The organism is Aeromonas popoffii, from assembly GCF_037818705.1.
In the GTDB taxonomy this organism is placed as follows: domain Bacteria; phylum Pseudomonadota; class Gammaproteobacteria; order Enterobacterales; family Aeromonadaceae; genus Aeromonas; species Aeromonas popoffii.
Genome location: NZ_CP149129.1, coordinates 4,365,855 through 4,381,442, shown reverse-complemented (window position 1 = coordinate 4,381,442; position 15,588 = coordinate 4,365,855). Strand labels below are relative to the sequence as shown.

Below are 15,588 nucleotides of genomic sequence, written 5' to 3'. Positions count from 1 at the left end.
CATCAGGCACCCGGCCAGATGAGCGGCAGGATCAGCAGGGCAGAGATGAAGTAGGGCAGCAGCACCCTCAGCCCCAGCCTGCGCCCGCCGATCCCGAGCGCAAGCAGCCCCTTCACCAGCGAGTTGACCAGCCCGGCGAGCAGGATGCCGCGGGCAGCCACCTCCAGCGCCAGCTCCTTGTGGGAGAGTTGGGAGAGCGACAATGTGATGGCGTCCACGTCCGTGATCCCTGATACCAGCGCGAGCAGATAGACCCCGGAGTTGCCCACCTTGCTCTGTAGCAGGGTGGCCATGAAGCCGATCAGCGCCAGCAGCAGGCCGAACTTGATGGCGGTGGCGAGATCGAGCGGGTTGCTGGTTTGGGGCTGCACCGGGCTATCGGTCAGCTCCTCGCGCTGGCGCCAGAACCAGAAGGCGAAGCCGTAGACGGTCGCCGCCAGCAGCAGCAAAGGCGCCGCCAGGCGCATCGCCAGCTCGCTGTGAATGAGCAACACCAGCACCAGCAGCCGCAGCCACATGGTGGCTCCCGCCAGCAGGATGCCGGTGGCTAGCAGCCGCTCCAGCCCGCCCTGTTCCCTGTTGAGGCGGGCAAACTGCAGGGTGAGGGCGGTGGAAGAGGCGAGCCCGGCCAGTATGCTGGTGAGCACCAGTCCCGACCGGGTGCCGAGCAGACGTACCGCGAAGTGTCCCGAAAACGAGATGCCAGCGATCACCACCACCATCAGCCAGATTTTGAAGGGGTTGAAGGCATTGAGGGGGCCCATCTCCTCGTTGGGCAGCACAGGTAGCAGCACCAGGGAGATGAGCAAAAAGCGCAGGGTCGCGTGGAATTCGGTCTCGCTCAGAAACAGCATCCCCTGCTGGATCTTGCCCTTGAGCCCCATCAAGAGGGCCGCCAGCACGGCGCAGGCCACCGCCTCGCTCGGGCTCAGCAGCACAGACATCAGGCCAAGCAGGTAGGTGAGCAGCATGGCGACCGAACTGGTGAGGCCGAACTCCCCCTGCCAGCGCTGTGCCAGCCAGACCGAGAGGCCGCAGCCCGTCACCACCGCCAGCAGGCCGAGCAGCGGCAGCCAGGGGCCCAGCGTCGGTAGCAGCAGGGCGCAGACACCGCCGAGCAGACCGATGAGGCCGTAGGTCCGCATCCCGGCGATGCGCTGGTTGTCTCCCAGCTGGCGCACCTGCCAGCCGCGTTCCAGCCCTATGATGAGGCCGATGGCCAGCGACACCATGGCCCCATTGATGGGGTCTGCATTGATCCACATAACGACTTCCTTTTCGCTGTGTCATGGCCTGGATCCCATGATGGCACAGCCAGCCGGGGGGCAGGGAGTCATGGCTCACAGAGTGTGCGAGCGGCGCCGGTCGGCGGGTTGATATGAGCAAAAGAGATAAGCAAAGCGTTATTTCTTGGTTCTCGGCATAACAAGCCCACGGCATGCTGCATTCAACCCAACGATATGGAGTATCACCATGACACTGCGAATGACCGCCCTCACCCTGTTTTCTCTGCTGGCCCTCGGCCAGGCCAACGCCGCCGAGATCCGCCTGCTTAACGTCTCCTACGATCCGACGCGCGAGCTGTTTCAGGAGTACAACGGCGCCTTCGCCAGGGAGTGGAAAGCCAAGACGGGTGACGATGTCGTGGTGAGTCAGTCTCACGGTGGTTCAGGCAAGCAGGCCCGCGCTGTGGTGGACGGGCTGGAAGCAGACCTGGTGTCGCTGGCGCTGGCCTATGACATCAACGCCGTCGCCAGGCAGGGTTTGATCGCCGCCGACTGGCAGAGCCGGCTGGCCAACAACGCATCTCCCTATACCTCCACCATCGTCTTTCTGGTGCGCAAGGACAATCCCAAGCAGATCAAGGATTGGGGCGACCTGGTGCGCAAGGACATCGCCATCGTGACGCCGAACCCCAAGACCTCCGGCGGGGCGCGCTGGAACTATCTGGCGGCCTGGGGCTATGCCCTGAAGCAGAGCGGCAGTGAGGAGGGAGCCAAACAGTTCGTCGGCGATCTCTACAAAAATGTGAAAGTGCTGGATTCCGGGGCCCGTGGTGCCACCACCAGCTTCATCGAACGGGGCCTCGGCGACGTGCTGCTGGCGTGGGAAAACGAAGCCCTGCTGGTGCTGGGTCAGCCCGGCAACCGCGACAAGTTCGAGCTGGTCGTGCCGTCGGTCTCCATCCTGGCGGAGCCGCCGGTGGCCGTGGTGGACAAGGTGGCCAAGAAACATGGCACCGAAGCGGTTGCCAAGGCGTACCTCGAGTACCTCTACTCCGACGAGGGGCAGCGCATCATCGCCAAATATCACTACCGCCCCAGCAATCCGGCGATCCTGAAGGAGACTGCGGCCCAGTTCCCGCAACTGACTCTGTTTACCGTCAAGGAGCTGGAAGGGGATTGGGACAAGGCCCAGAAGAAACACTTCGCCCAGGGTGGTCTGTTTGACCAGATTTACCAGCCGGGTCGTTGATAGCCGCCATATCCATCACTGAACTGGCCCCTGTGCCAGCTGATAGGAGCACCAAGATGAACAAGATCCTCCTGGTTTCCGGTCTGCACAACAGTGGGCCGGATCATTGGCAGAGCCGCTGGCATCAATATTTCCCTCACTGGCAGCGTATGACGGGCCTGCCGTGGGACAAGCCGGACCTGACGGTCTGGAGCGCCAAGCTGGCGAGCAAGCTGCGCAGTCGGCGCGGCCGGGCCCATCTGGTGGCTCACTCCTTCGGTGCGCTGGCGGCCATCACGGCGGCGCGTCAGCAGCCCGACAAGGTGGCCTCGCTGTTTATCGTGGCGCCGGCCGACCCGGCCCACTTTGGCATAGTGGATGAGGCGCTGGCGGGTTCGCTCAAGGTATCGGCCCAGCTGATCGCCAGTCGCAACGATCCCTGGATGAGCTTCGAGCGGGCCGAATACTGGAGCCGCCAGTGGCAGGTGCCGCTGTTCGATGCCGGCGAAGTGGGCCATATCAATGCCCAGTCCGGCCATGGAGAGTGGAAGCAGGGGCTCAATCTGCTCGGCACTCTCTATCGGCGGGCCGAGATGGTGGTCGAACCGGCGCCGGCCGTGTGGGGACCGCGCGCAGCTCTCAGTTTCCGTTGATGTTCTCGCGGATCCAGTGCAATACGCTGACAAGGAGAGAGATAGCGCCAGACACCATAACAGTTGATGTTTGATGGCTTGGTACATGGCACGACGCTCTATTTTTTAGGTCTTTTATTTATATAAAAGACCTTTTTTTCATTTTATGGCTCTAAAAGCCTGATCCGCCGTTGTTAGATAAAAAAGTGCTTAGCAAAGGCATTATTGGTGTTTGTTGCCCCAAACAGGAATGCGCAGAATCGCGATATCGAATGTTTTTCATAACAAACGGAAGCGTTATGCGATTTGGTTCTTACTCCGTCCTGCCGGGCTTTGGCCCAACCCTCGGCTTCAGCCTGCTCTACCTGGGCGTGCTGGTGCTGTTGCCGATCTCCGCGCTGGTGCTGTTCGCGGTGAACAATCTCACCCTCGCCGAGTTCTGGCAGGTGATAGGTTCCCCGCGGGTGCTCGCCTCCTTTCGCCTGAGTTTCGGGGCCGCTTTTATCGCGGCGCTGCTCAACAGCCTGTTCGGCTTGATCCTGGCCTGGGTGCTGGTGCGTTACACCTTCCCCGGTCGCCGGCTGGTGGATGCGCTGATCGATCTGCCGTTCGCCATGCCCACCGCCGTCTCCGGTATTGCCCTGTGCGCCATCTTCGCCCCTAACGGCTGGATCGGGCAGTGGGTTGCCCCGTTTGGGATAGAGCTCGCCTACAACCCCATCGGGGTGGTGATTGCGCTCACTTTCATCGGCCTGCCCTTCGTGGTGCGCACCCTGCAGCCCGTGCTGCGGGAAGCAGAGACAGAGCAGGAGGAGGCTGCCGCCAGCCTGGGTGCTGACCGCTGGCAGACCTTCCAGCGCGTGCTGTGGCCTACCCTGATACCTGCGTTGATCACCGGTTTTGCGCTGGCATTTGCCCGTGGGGTGGGGGAGTACGGCTCCGTCATCTTCATCGCTGGCAACCTGCCCATGGTTTCCGAAATCGCGCCGCTGATGATCATGAGTCATCTGGAGGAGTACGACTATGCCGGTGCTTCCGCCATCGCGGTGGTCATGCTGCTCATCTCTTTCATCCTGTTATTGCTGATCAACAAGTTACAGGCCTGGAGCTGGGCGCGCATAGGAGGGAGCCGGATATGAGTTCATCTGCCATCACCATTGAGGTTGCCCCTGTGGAGGCGACGCCCGGCCGCAAGGCACCGACCGTGATCCGTGAACCCCAGTGGGTCAAGTGGCTGCTCATCACGGTTGGCCTCGGCTGGTTTGCCGCCCTGCTGCTGCTGCCGCTGGCCACCGTCTTCATTCAGGCGCTAAGGCCGGGGCTGGCCTTCTTCTGGCACGCCATCAGCGAGCCGGATGCCCTGAGTGCGCTCGGGCTGACCGCCCTGGTCACACTTTGCGCGGTTCCCCTCAACCTGTTGTTCGGGCTCGCGGCGGCCTGGGCCATAGCGCGCTTCCGCTTTCCTGGCCGGCAGCTGCTCATCACCATCATAGATCTGCCGTTCTCTGTCTCGCCTGTGATTGCAGGGCTGATGTTCGTGCTGATGTTCGGCAGCCGCGGCTGGTTTGGTGACTGGCTGAGCGAGCACGACATCAAGGTGATCTTCGCCACCCCTGGCATCATTTTGGCGACCACCTTCATTACCGTGCCCTTCGTGGTCCGCGAGCTGCTGCCCCAGATGGAGGCGCGCGGCCCGGAAGAAGAAGAAGCCGCCATCATGCTGGGGGCGAGCGGTTTGCAGATGTTCTGGCGGGTCACCCTGCCCGGCATCCGCTGGAGCCTGATGTATGGCCTGCTGCTCTGTACTGCCCGGGCGGTGGGGGAGTTTGGCGCCGTCTCCGTGGTCTCAGGCCATATTCGCGGCCAGACCAATACCCTGCCGCTGCACATCGAGATCCTCTACAACGAGTACCAGACCGGCGCCGCCTTCGCGGTGGCCAGCCTGTTGGCCCTGTTCGGGATCTTCACCCTGCTGGGAGAGACACTGCTGGCCCGGCTGCGTGGGCAACCCACCAAGTCCCATTGATGTTATTGCGACACGGGTCTGGCTGCGCGGTCAGCCCGACCCGGATACCCCATTGATATGGATTGGGGAGTGATGGTGAGCATGGCCAGCTGAGCGGGCTGGCCAGCTCAGAGACGCCATCCACCCCGATTTAACGGTTTAGAGAGGCAGCCATGAGCATTCAGGTTCAACAACTCAACAAGCATTTCAATCAGTACGCGGCCCTGGCCGATATCAACCTCGACTTTCATGATGGCGAGCTGGTGGCCCTGCTCGGCCCTTCCGGCTGCGGCAAGACCACCTTGCTGCGGATCATCGCCGGGCTGGAGCAGGCCGACAGCGGCAGCGTCATCATTCGCGGGGAAGATGCCTCGGATCTCCATGTGCGCGAGCGCAACGTCGGCTTCGTGTTCCAGCACTATGCCCTGTTTCGCCACATGACGGTGTTCGAGAACGTGGCGTTCGGCCTGCGGGTCAAGTCGCGCAGCGAGCGTCCGGCTGAGGCGGCGATCCGCGTCCGGGTCAAGGAGCTGCTGGATCTGGTGCAGCTCAGCCACGTGGCCGAGCGCTATCCGACCCAGCTCTCCGGTGGCCAGCGCCAGCGGGTCGCTCTGGCCCGCGCCCTGGCGGTGCAGCCCAAGGTGTTGCTGCTGGACGAACCTTTCGGCGCCCTCGATGCCCAGGTGCGCAAGGAGCTGCGCCGCTGGCTGCGCGAATTACACGACGAGTTGCACGTCACCAGCCTGTTCGTGACCCACGATCAGGAGGAGGCGCTGGAGGTGGCGGATCGGGTGGTGCTGATGAACGCCGGCCGGGTCGAGCAGATTGGCACCCCGGCCGAGGTCTATGACCAGCCCGCCAGCTCCTTTGTCCACAGCTTCCTCGGCAGTGTGAATCAGTTTCGCGGCCGGGTGGCGGAGCAGGGCCTGGGTATTGGCGAGCAGTGGCTGGGGGGCCCCATCAGCGCTCATCATCTGGCTCAGGGCAGTGCGGCTATCGCCTATGTGCGCCCCCACGAGCTGGAGATACTGCCGGCGGATGCGCCCGGCGGGATCAGCGCCACCATCACCCGTCTGTTACCCATGGGGCCGCGCATCCGGGTGGAACTGCGTGGCAATGGGGATACAAACGGTGCACACTTCGAGGCCGAACTGAGCAAGGAGGAGGCCAAAGCCTTCACATCGGGTCAGGGGGTACGACTGGTCGCCAAACAGGCTCAGCTCTATCCGGACTACCAGATCTGACGGTCATCGACGATTGAAATGGACAGATAGGATGGCGGTGTGAGCCCGCCTGGGATACAAGGGTGTCAGGCCGTTGCCGGACTCGATGAGGAGTCAGGTCAGGCAGATAACAAGAAAACGGCGGCGGGGTCGACCCCGACCGGCCAGTCAGCGCAGGAGGCGATGACGTGAATTTTCAGCAGTTACGTATTATTCGGGAGGCGGCGCGGCGGGATTACAACCTGACCGAGGTCGCCAATGCCCTGTTCACTTCCCAGTCCGGGGTCAGCCGCCATATCCGCGAGCTGGAGGAGGAGCTGGGGATAGAGCTGTTCATCCGCTATGGCAAGCGGCTGCTCGGCATGACGGAGCCGGGCAAGGAGTTGCTGGTGATCGCCGAGCGCATCCTCAACGACGCCAACAACATCCGCAAACTGGCCAGTACCTTTGCCAATCGCGAATCGGGCCGGTTGCTGGTGGCGACCACTCACACCCAGGCACGCTACGCCCTGCCACGGGTGGTGAAGGCCTTTCGTGAGCAGTTTCCGCTGGTGCAGCTGGAGCTGCACCAGGGCAGCCCGGAGGAGATAGTGCGGCTGGTGCAGGCTGGCGAGGTGGACATAGGCATCAGCAGCGAGCAGCTCGACAAGAGCGAAGGGGTGGTGGCGTTTCCCTATTACCGCTGGCACCACAATATCGTGGTGCCCGAGCAGCACCCCCTCACCGCCGAGCGGGAGCTGACACTGGCGGCGCTGGCGAACTGGCCCATCATCACCTATCAGGCCGGGCTGACCGGACGGGCGCGGGTGGATGAGGCGTTTGCCGAGGCGGGGATTGCGCCGCAGATCCTGCTGACCGCCCAGGATTCCGACGTCATCAAGACCTATGTCGAACTGGAGATGGGGGTCGGCATACTGGCGGACATGGCGTTCGACACCCAGCGTGACAAGGGGTTGGTGCAGCTCGACGGCAGTCGGCTGTTTGCGCCGCACACCGCCTGGATCGGTCTCAAGCAGGGGCAGTTCCAGCACAACTTCGCCTGGCAGTTCATCCAGCTCTGCAACCCCGAGCTGGCGCTGGCGGACATTCAGGCTCGCGCCATGGGCGGCGAGCCGGCCCTCGACTTCCAGATCTGAGGCTTGTCACACCATACACAACGGGGAGCCAGTGGCTCCCCGTTTTCGTGATGGCGTGATGGCTTGGCGCTGGATCAATTCAGCGCAATCCAGGCGCCTTGCCAGTGGGTACCGATGCCTGGTTCATATTGGGTGGTGCTGGCTGACCACTGGCTGCACCAGCCACTGGCGGGGAAGGGCCTGCACTGATAGACCTTGCCGTTCTTGGGTTGCAGCACCTTGGTGCCGTCGGTGTAGGACTTGAGCCCTTCCGGGAAGGTGAACTGGTAGTCACCACCGGACGGATCCTTGAGCATCAGATCCCGCGTCTGCTGCAGGGCTTCGCCACCCGCCTTCGGCCTGGCCTCGATCACCAGCTGATGGTGGCCGGCGCTGAGTCCCGCTAGCGGCATGGTGAAGCTCTGGCTGCTGTCCTTGATGTCGGCAGAGGAGTGGCCCTTGGCCACACCACCGTGGTCATACAGGGTGTTGGTGACGGCCAGATCCCCTTGTGCTGTGACGGTGAAGTCGAGGGTCAGCCTGCCGTTGTCGAGCAGGTATTCGCTCTCCAGACCGCTCACGCTGATGTCGTTGCCCACCGGTGGCTCCAGCTGTTCGAGCTGGATCTCGACGCGTTCCAGCGTGCTGCCTGCCTTGAGGTAGACGGGGTTCTGGCCGTAGACAGGGTTGAATTGGCCGTCGGCGTTCTGCTGACCGGCGCGGATCTGGCTCTGCTCGGTATTGATTTTGCTGGCCAGGGCATGGGCCCAGTTGTTTTTCTGGCCCTGTTCCGTGGTGGTGATGGTCAGCTCGGTCTGCAGATCGGGGCGTACGCCATTGGCGTCGAATACCAGGGTTCTGGCCCTGTCACCGGCCGCCAGATCGGTGGAAGGGTAGATGGTGCCGCCCTGGCTCCAGCTCAGTGGTGGCTGGGTGCCACCCTTGAAGTTGGCGTCGATCAGGTTGTAGAAGCTGTTGCTGGTATCGCCCACTTCCCACACCCCCAGGATCAGCTGATAGCCGGTGCGTTCTGGCAGGGTGCACCTGTGTGTGACCTGTTTGGGCGGCTGTACCATGTTGCCATCCACCACGCAGAAGGGGGTGAGATCGAAGGCCGCGCGGGTCAGCGACTGGTTCGGGTTCCAGTCCTGTTTAGTGAGGTAGTAACGCCAGTTGCGGGTGACGTGGTTGGCGGTGAAGGTCCAGCTGATGGCGAAGGGGCCGGCCTGCACTTCCCGCCGGGCCCAGCGATCGCTGGTCTGGGCGTTGAGTTCGCTCCAGTTCGGACTGCCCGCCGAGGCAATCTGACCATCCTGAGGGCCGGATTGCGGGAAGCCGGAAGGGCCTTCCACGCTCTGGGGCTCCCACTGCACTGCGCCACACTGGCTGTTGCCACCGGTCTTGCACAGATAGTTGCGCGATTCCGGCTGGCTGATATAGCCGTGGGCGAGCACACCCCCGCTGGCCAGCAGTGCCAGCGCCGTCGCGATATGATTGAGTTGGATTTTTGCTGCCATACAGTCCTCTGTTCGATAGATGTGGGCAGTCAAGTTGGCAGGGGAGTTCCCCTATACACACCTGCGTGTGGCAACCCCGCTATCCTGGACGACATGTCTTTAGACCGGAGGCTTTGCGTCCTGGCCTTTCAACCAGTTTGCCAAATGACTACATAAAGGGTCGCGCCGTCTCGTTTGACGACAATCCCATCATGACTAGTTTTGATTAAATAATTAAATATAAATGTTTGAGCTTAACCGCGTTGGCGTGGTGCAAATGCTTAACTTGATGTTCTTAAATGTATATTTAAGCTACTCACCTTGCTGAATGTCGTGAATCATCTCGATAAGATGCAAAAAAACGACATTTTTTATCAATAAAAAAACCCTGCCAGCGAGGCTGGCAGGGATGGGCATTGCGACAGGGCCGGACGGATCAGTGGCGAATGCGGGGACGTTCGGTTTGACCGGTCTGCGGATGCAGGGGCGCCCGTTGCCGGTCTATGGTGTTGCCGAGTTTGAACACCGCCAGCCGCTCGTCCAGGCTGCGGGAGAGGCCGGCCAGCAGCTCGCTCTCCTGGGCCAGTTGCGAGGCGGACTGGGACATTTCCAGTGCCGAGTCGTTGATGCCGCTGACGTTGCGGTTCATGTCCTCGGCCACCATGCTCTGCTGTTCGGCGGCGGTGGCTATCTGGGTTGCCATATCGCTCACGTGCTGGATGTGATTGACGATGAGGGAGAGATCCTGCCCTGCCTTCTCCGACTGGCTGACGCTGCTCGCCGCCAGCTTGCGGCTGGCATCCATGGCGCTGGCGGCGGTGACGGCCCGCTGTTGCAGTTGGGCTATGGTGCTCTGGATCTCCTCGGTAGACTGGCGGGTACGGCTCGCCAGGTGGCGCACCTCGTCGGCCACCACGGCGAAGCCGCGTCCCTGTTCTCCGGCGCGGGCTGCCTCGATGGCGGCATTGAGCGCCAGCAGGTTGGTCTGTTCCGAGATGGCGCTGATGACGGTGGTCACCTCGCTTATCTGCATCACCCCCTCCTTGAGCTGATTGACCTGCAGTGTGGCCTGCTCCACCTCGGTGGCCAGTGCCTGAATGCCATGCACGCTGGCATGCACGTCCCGGTTGCCGAGCCCGGCCTCGTTGGTGGCATCCTGGGTATCGCGGGCAGTATTTTCCGCGTGGCCCGCCACATCCGAGATGGTCGCGCTCATCTCGTTCATGGCGGTGGCGAGCTGAGCCAGCTGATCCCGTTGGCTGTTGACCGCCTGATTGGTCTGCTCGGCGGCGGCGGCGATGCGCAGGGCGGCATCCGCCACGTTGCGGGCACCCTGGCTGGCCTCGATCAGTGCGTGACGGATGGCGTCGAGCCCCTGGTTGGTGCAGGTGGCGACGACACCCAGCTCATCTTTGCCGTGTATCGGTATGCTGACCACCAGATCCCCGGCCGCCACCTGCTGCATGGCCCGCTTGATCTCGGCCAGCGGATTGACGATGGAGCGACTGATGGCAAAACCCAGCAGCCCCATCAGCAGGATCACCAGCAGGGTGGCGCCTCCCATCAGCTGGTACTGGGACCAGATGGTGGCCTCGATGTCTTGCAGCGGCACGCCGGATCCCAGGATCCAGCCCCAGGGCTGGTAGCCCGCCACCAGCGACATTTTCTGGGCCGTCTCACCCGTGGGGGCAATCCATTGATATTCCAGCCGGCCATGCTGGCCCCCCTTGCCAAGATCCACCATGCGCTGCCAGTGCGCCCCGGTGGTTGTGCCGCTCTCTCCCATCTGCTGGCCGACCAGCTCCGGTTTGGTGGGGTGCACCACCACGTGGCGGGTCTCATCGATCACGAACAGATAGTTGTCGCCATCGAAGCGCATGCTGCTGAGCATGGCCTTGGCTTCGGCCTGGGCCTGAGCGGCGGGCAGTGTGGTAGCGAGGGCCTGGATCCGGCTCATGGCGAGATCCAGCACAGCCTGCAGTCGTGCCTCCCGCTCACTCATCAGATTGCGATGCAAGGCACTGGCCGAGATGAGCAGCAGTGCGATAAAGCCGACCAGTGCCAGTGAGAGCAGCAACATCAATTTGCGGCTCACGGCGATATCACCGAGCTTGAACATAAGCTATTCCTTCTTTCCCGTACGGGTCTGGTTATGGCCAGTCATGACGATGGCCCTGATTATTTCGGTGTTAACATTTAATTAACTTTCAATGATTTGTGGTGACTGAACGCTAATTGAGCGTGTTGACAATTAGTATAGCCAGCAGACAGAAACCCTCACTTTTGGTAGTGTGGTTGTGCGCATCCCGGCGCACTATTTGCCTGCCCTATTTGCAAAAAGTGTGAATGAGTTGGCATTTCACCAAAAAAAGGAGTGGGCGCCCCAGGGGGCTGCCCCATAACAAGAGGGAATTTATGAGTTCCATTGCCAGGAATTACTTGAACCAGCTCAACGCCGACTACCTGCAGGTACACAGGCGCAAGGAGGACCTGTTCTGGTCCACCTACATGGGCACCAGTGACAATCAGGCCGGTTTTACCGCCGCCGAGCAGGCCTATAAGGCCTTCTGTGCCGATCCTGCGCGCCTGCCGGTACTGAGGGAGATGCAGGCCCTGGCCGAAGAGACAGATCTCAAGCGAGGTCTGGGGGGCTGGATTGCCTTCTTCGAGTGCAATGTCATCGAGGATCCGGCGGCTGCCGCCCTGATGGACGAGCTGGTAGCAGCCGAGGCGGCGCTGTTCGCCCGTCGCCGGGAGCTGAAGCTGACCTTGCTGGACGAGCAGGGCCGCCAGGTGTCCGGCAGCCTGCCCGCCGCCAGCACGGCACTGGCTGCCAGCGCCGATGAAGCGGTGCGCCAGAGCGCACTCGCCATGTTCCATACCCTGGAGCAGTGGGTGGTCGACAACGGCTATCTGGAGATAGTTCTGCTTCGCAACCGCTTCGCCCGCGCCATGGGCTATCGCGACTATTTCGATTACAAGGTGCGCAAGAACGAGCAGATGAGCCCGGCGCAGCTGTTTGCTGTGCTGGATGACTTCATCGCCCGCACCGAGCAGCGGGTGCAACAGAGCCTGGCGGAACTCAAGGCGGCCAAGGGGGAGGCGGCGCTCTTGCCCCACAACCTGCGTTACTTCGTCAGCGGCGACGTGACCCGTCAGCTCGATCCCTATGTGCCCTTCTCCCGGGCGCTGAAGGATTGGGTCGAGAGCTTCCGCCGGCTCGGCATCCAGTATCGGGACGCGACCCTCACCCTGGATCTGCTGACCCGGGAGGGGAAATACGAGAACGGCTTCTGCCACGGCCCTGTGCCCAGCTTCTGGCAGGAGGGCAAGTGGGTGCCCGCCGTGGTCAATTTCACCAGCCTGGCCAACCCATCTCAGGTAGGCAGCGGCTGGAGCGGCCTCAACACCCTGTTCCACGAGGGGGGCCACGCAGCCCACTTTGCCAATGTGACCGGCAACGCACCCTGTTTCTCCCAAGAGTTCCCGCCCACCTCCATGGCCTATGCCGAGACCCAGTCCATGTTCTGCGACAGCCTGCTGGACGATGCTGACTGGCTCAAGCGCTATGCCAGAAACGAGGCGGGGGAGGCGATCCCCGATTCGCTCATCAAGGCGATGATAGAGGCGCGCCAGCCCTTTCGTGCCTTCAACGAGCGCCAGATAGCGCTGGTCTCCTACTTCGAGCGAGATCTCTACGCCATGGCCGACGGCGATCGCACCCCGGCCGCCGTGCTGGCGCTGGCTCGCCAGTGGGAGCGCAAGATCCTCGGCACTGAGAGCCCGCGTCCGCTGCTGGCCATTCCGCACCTCCTTAATCAAGAGTCGGCTTGTGCCTACCACGGCTATCTGCTGGCGCTGATGGCGGTGGAGCAGACCCGCGCCTACTTCCTCAAGCGTGACGGCTATCTCACCGACAACCCGCGCATCGGGCCGGATCTGGCCGCCCACTACTGGGGGCCGGGCAATGGCATGACCCATGACCAGACGCTGCAGAGCCTTACCGGCGAGGGCTTCAGCGCAGCCCCCCTGGCCCGGGTATGCAACCAGAGCGTGGCCGATGCCTGGGCGCAGGCCCAAGCCTGCATGGCGGCGGCGCAGCAGCGGCCGCCGGCGGGCGAGGGTGCGCCGCTCAATGCCCGCATCCGGGTGGTGCACGGGGATCTGCTTGTCGCCGACAACAGCCATTCGGAGGCAGCCATGCTGGCCGACTTCGAGGCCTGGATCCGGCGCTATGGCGAGGCCGAGCACGCCACCCTGAGTTAGGAAACCCCGCCTGCAAAAGAGCCCTGCCAATTGGCAGGGCTCTCTTTTTAGATGACGAGCGGGGGCGTCACATCTTCAGCAAGGTCACCGGCTTGCCCTTGAGGGCGACCAGCAGCTGCCTGCCCGGCAGCTTGTGGCCATCGAGTATCATGGTGCTTTGGCTGAAGTTGGCCACCAGCCGGCTGCCATCGGAGAAGCGGGTCTCCTGCACCCGGCCCACCCCGTCCCGCCAGCGGAATCCCACCAGCGCCTTGTCCCACAGCGCCTCGTGCAGCGGGGCAAACTGGCTGTCGAGCCTCACCAGCTCCGGCAGGCGGCTGTCCAGTGTACTGCGGCTCAGGTTGACAAGCGGTGGCGTGTTGTAGAGCAGGCCGAGCAGGGCGCGCTCCTCCTTGATGCCCGGGAACTTGAGGTTGTCCAGCAGCCAGTGGTGGCTGTTGAGCACAGCGTCGTGGAACACGGCCTGGTAGAGGGGCAGTCGATCCGCCGGGTTGAACACGGTTTTCAGGTAGCGCGGCTTGAGCCGGGCAGGCTGGAAGAAGAGCTGCGGCGCCTCGTCCGGCCACCATTTGCCGAGGTAGTAGGGTGACTTGGCCTGCTGGCGCATGGCGGCATCCTCCCAACCGAAGCCCCAGCTCTGGATGCCGTGGGCAAACATCAGCGGCTTGCTGGTGAGGGCGTTGCCATCCTCCGAGCCCAGCACCAGCCCGAGCCGCTCCCCCACCCAGCTCATGCGGGCGTTGCGGTCGGCGATCATGGCCTGGCTGCCCTGCTGGTGGGCCGGGTTGTCATCGTTGGAGGCCATGGCGGTGCCGTCTACGTCGAGGAACAGGCTGTTGATGCCGCTGGCTTTGGCTAGTTCGCTCATGCGGCTCTTGGCGAAGGGCAGGGTGCAGCCCGGGTTGAGGTAGACCCCTTCTCCGCCGAATCCGGGCTTGGGTTTGCCGTTGGCCTCGAGGATGGCGCAGCGCTTGCCGATCTCGACAGGCAGCTGGGCGGTGAGCCAGCTGTCGTTGCTGCCGGGGGGGATGGCGGTATCGTAGGAGTCATAGCTGCCCACCAGATAGCCCAGGCGCTGAGCGGCGGTGAGGGCATCACCCTGTTGCAGGGCGGCCGTCCATTGCGGTGTGCCGAGCCAAAGCTTGCGCAGCCCCGCCTGTTGCAGCGCCTCTACCACAGGCAGTGATAGGCCCTGGCCCCAGCGCTCCTGCGCCACCAGCTGCTCGCCGAACTGGCCCTTGACCCACTGCTGGCGCAGGGCCAGCACCTTGCTCTGGCTCAGGGGGCCCTGCTGGGCAGGCAGGGGCAGCAGGCTGGCAATCAGCCGGTTGAGGCCGGCCATGATCAGCGTCTGCTGCCAGGGCTCGGGTGCCGAAGCCGCCAGGGCCGCTCGCTCCTCGCCGCTGAAGCCTTGCAGCCAGGCCGGCTGTTGCCGGAGTGTGGCCTGCAGGCCGGGCCAATCCTTCACATCCTGCCTGTCGAGCAGGGCATCGCCCCACAAATAGACATGGCTGGCGCCGATCAGCCGCCGACCGGCAGGAATGCGGGCAAACTTGTCGGCGAGTGACTGCCAGGCTCCCTCGCCCTGCAACCACTCCCGGTAGCGGCGGGCGCCGGCCAGCCAGTCATCCCCCACGCTCAAGCGCACCACCATGGGGGCCTGCCGGTTGACGCTGCTGAACTCGTGCTGGGCGCTCAACTGCAGCCGTCCCCCCTTGCGAGTGAAGCTGAGCTGGTTGTCATAAGGGGTCTGCAGGATCCAGCTGTAGGTCTGCTTGCCCGCATCCTGGCTCCAGAGCGGCAGCTTGAGGTCGTGGTGGGTGTTGAGCTCGGCCAGCTCGTCGCCGACATAGCCGAGCCAGTCGCTGTCGCGTACCGAGAAGCGGCTGCCCTCGCCAAAGGCCAGCGACAGGTGGGTCTGGTTTTTCGGCAGGCTGTACCAGGCCAGTTGACGGGGACTGTCGCTGACCAGCGTCAGCAGCAAGTCATCGCCGTCCAGCTTGACGTTCACCCTGGCGTCCTGGGCGGGCCAGTGCCAGCTGGCCTGCTGCTCGTCCTGTTGCAACTGATCGACCTGGCGGGCGGGTTGGCCCGCGCTGACCGGGATCTTGTTGACCGAAATGGCCAGGGTGTCGGGATCTATGCTGTAACTTTGCGTCTCACCCTGCAGCGTCAGGGGGGCGGCGGCCAGCGGTGCCGCCAGCAGTGACATCAGCAGCCAGCCCAGTGCGGGTGACGTTGTCTGTAAACCCTTCATTCAACATCCTCGACCTGATTGATGGCTCAGGGTACGCCGTTGCCAGCCCGCCGGTACAGCCAAATTTGCTTAACCCATATGGGGTGAATGGCATCGAGTCAGCCGTTTTTTAAGTCGTTCCATTTCGAATAAAAAGCATC

12 protein-coding genes and 1 riboswitch are annotated in these 15,588 nt (G+C 63.0%); of the genes, 8 read left to right on the top strand and 4 right to left on the bottom strand.

Going from position 1 to position 15,588, the window contains the following annotated elements:
- Window positions 1-2: 2 nt before the first annotated feature.
- Window positions 3-1,265: an MgtC/SapB family protein gene (locus WJM78_RS20315; protein ID WP_042038732.1), complete on the bottom strand. Its 1,263-nt coding sequence runs from the start codon at window positions 1,263-1,265 to the stop codon at window positions 3-5.
- Window positions 1,266-1,473: 208 nt separating this feature from the next.
- Between WJM78_RS20315 and WJM78_RS20310 the strand changes: the two genes are divergently transcribed.
- The 7 genes from WJM78_RS20310 (at window position 1,474) to cbl (ending at window position 7,450) form a co-directional block, all read left to right on the top strand.
- Window positions 1,474-2,475 (top strand): sulfate ABC transporter substrate-binding protein, encoded by a 1,002-nt coding sequence (locus tag WJM78_RS20310; RefSeq protein ID WP_339011440.1) that lies wholly within the window; start codon window positions 1,474-1,476, stop codon window positions 2,473-2,475.
- 56 nt (window positions 2,476-2,531) lie between these two features.
- A complete protein-coding gene (locus tag WJM78_RS20305; protein ID WP_339011437.1) occupies window positions 2,532-3,107 on the top strand; it encodes an alpha/beta hydrolase in 576 nt (191 codons plus the stop codon).
- Between the two features lie 278 nt (window positions 3,108-3,385).
- The gene (gene cysT, locus WJM78_RS20300; protein WP_339011435.1) at window positions 3,386-4,225 is read left to right on the top strand and encodes a sulfate ABC transporter permease subunit CysT; all 840 of its coding nucleotides are present in this window, start codon (window positions 3,386-3,388) and stop codon (window positions 4,223-4,225) included.
- Window positions 4,222-5,112: a sulfate ABC transporter permease subunit CysW gene (gene cysW, locus WJM78_RS20295; protein ID WP_065402033.1), complete on the top strand. Its 891-nt coding sequence runs from the start codon at window positions 4,222-4,224 to the stop codon at window positions 5,110-5,112. Before cysT ends, cysW begins: the two co-directional genes overlap by 4 nt.
- A 152-nt stretch (window positions 5,113-5,264) precedes the next feature.
- A complete protein-coding gene (locus WJM78_RS20290; protein WP_212513443.1) occupies window positions 5,265-6,335 on the top strand; it encodes a sulfate/molybdate ABC transporter ATP-binding protein in 1,071 nt (356 codons plus the stop codon).
- 39 nt (window positions 6,336-6,374) lie between these two features.
- Complete coding sequence (locus WJM78_RS20285) at window positions 6,375-6,506, top strand: hypothetical protein (protein WP_258224749.1); 132 nt, start codon at window positions 6,375-6,377, stop codon at window positions 6,504-6,506.
- Window positions 6,503-7,450 carry an HTH-type transcriptional regulator Cbl gene (gene cbl, locus WJM78_RS20280; protein ID WP_042038740.1) on the top strand — a complete coding sequence of 316 codons (948 nt, stop codon included), beginning with the start codon at window positions 6,503-6,505 and terminating at the stop codon, window positions 7,448-7,450. The genes WJM78_RS20285 and cbl overlap by 4 nt, the downstream gene beginning before the upstream one ends.
- A 74-nt stretch (window positions 7,451-7,524) precedes the next feature.
- Here cbl and gbpA read toward each other — a convergent pair whose 3' ends face one another.
- Together gbpA and WJM78_RS20270 are read right to left on the bottom strand one after the other, a co-directional pair.
- Complete coding sequence (gene gbpA / locus WJM78_RS20275; protein ID WP_339011422.1) at window positions 7,525-8,946, bottom strand: N-acetylglucosamine-binding protein GbpA; 1,422 nt, start codon at window positions 8,944-8,946, stop codon at window positions 7,525-7,527.
- 66 nt (window positions 8,947-9,012) lie between these two features.
- A riboswitch (cyclic di-GMP riboswitch) is annotated at window positions 9,013-9,098 on the bottom strand.
- A gap of 263 nt (window positions 9,099-9,361) precedes the next feature.
- Window positions 9,362-11,044, bottom strand: a complete 1,683-nt coding sequence (locus WJM78_RS20270; RefSeq protein ID WP_339011420.1) for a methyl-accepting chemotaxis protein — start codon at window positions 11,042-11,044, stop codon at window positions 9,362-9,364.
- A gap of 296 nt (window positions 11,045-11,340) precedes the next feature.
- On the opposite strand from WJM78_RS20270, the gene WJM78_RS20265 reads away from it, so the two are divergent.
- Window positions 11,341-13,191 carry a M3 family metallopeptidase gene (locus tag WJM78_RS20265; RefSeq protein WP_212513440.1) on the top strand — a complete coding sequence of 617 codons (1,851 nt, stop codon included), beginning with the start codon at window positions 11,341-11,343 and terminating at the stop codon, window positions 13,189-13,191.
- A gap of 67 nt (window positions 13,192-13,258) precedes the next feature.
- On the opposite strand, the gene WJM78_RS20260 is transcribed toward WJM78_RS20265, so the two are convergent.
- Complete coding sequence (locus tag WJM78_RS20260) at window positions 13,259-15,448, bottom strand: glycoside hydrolase (RefSeq protein ID WP_339011409.1); 2,190 nt, start codon at window positions 15,446-15,448, stop codon at window positions 13,259-13,261.
- Between the last annotated feature and the right edge of the window lie 140 nt (window positions 15,449-15,588).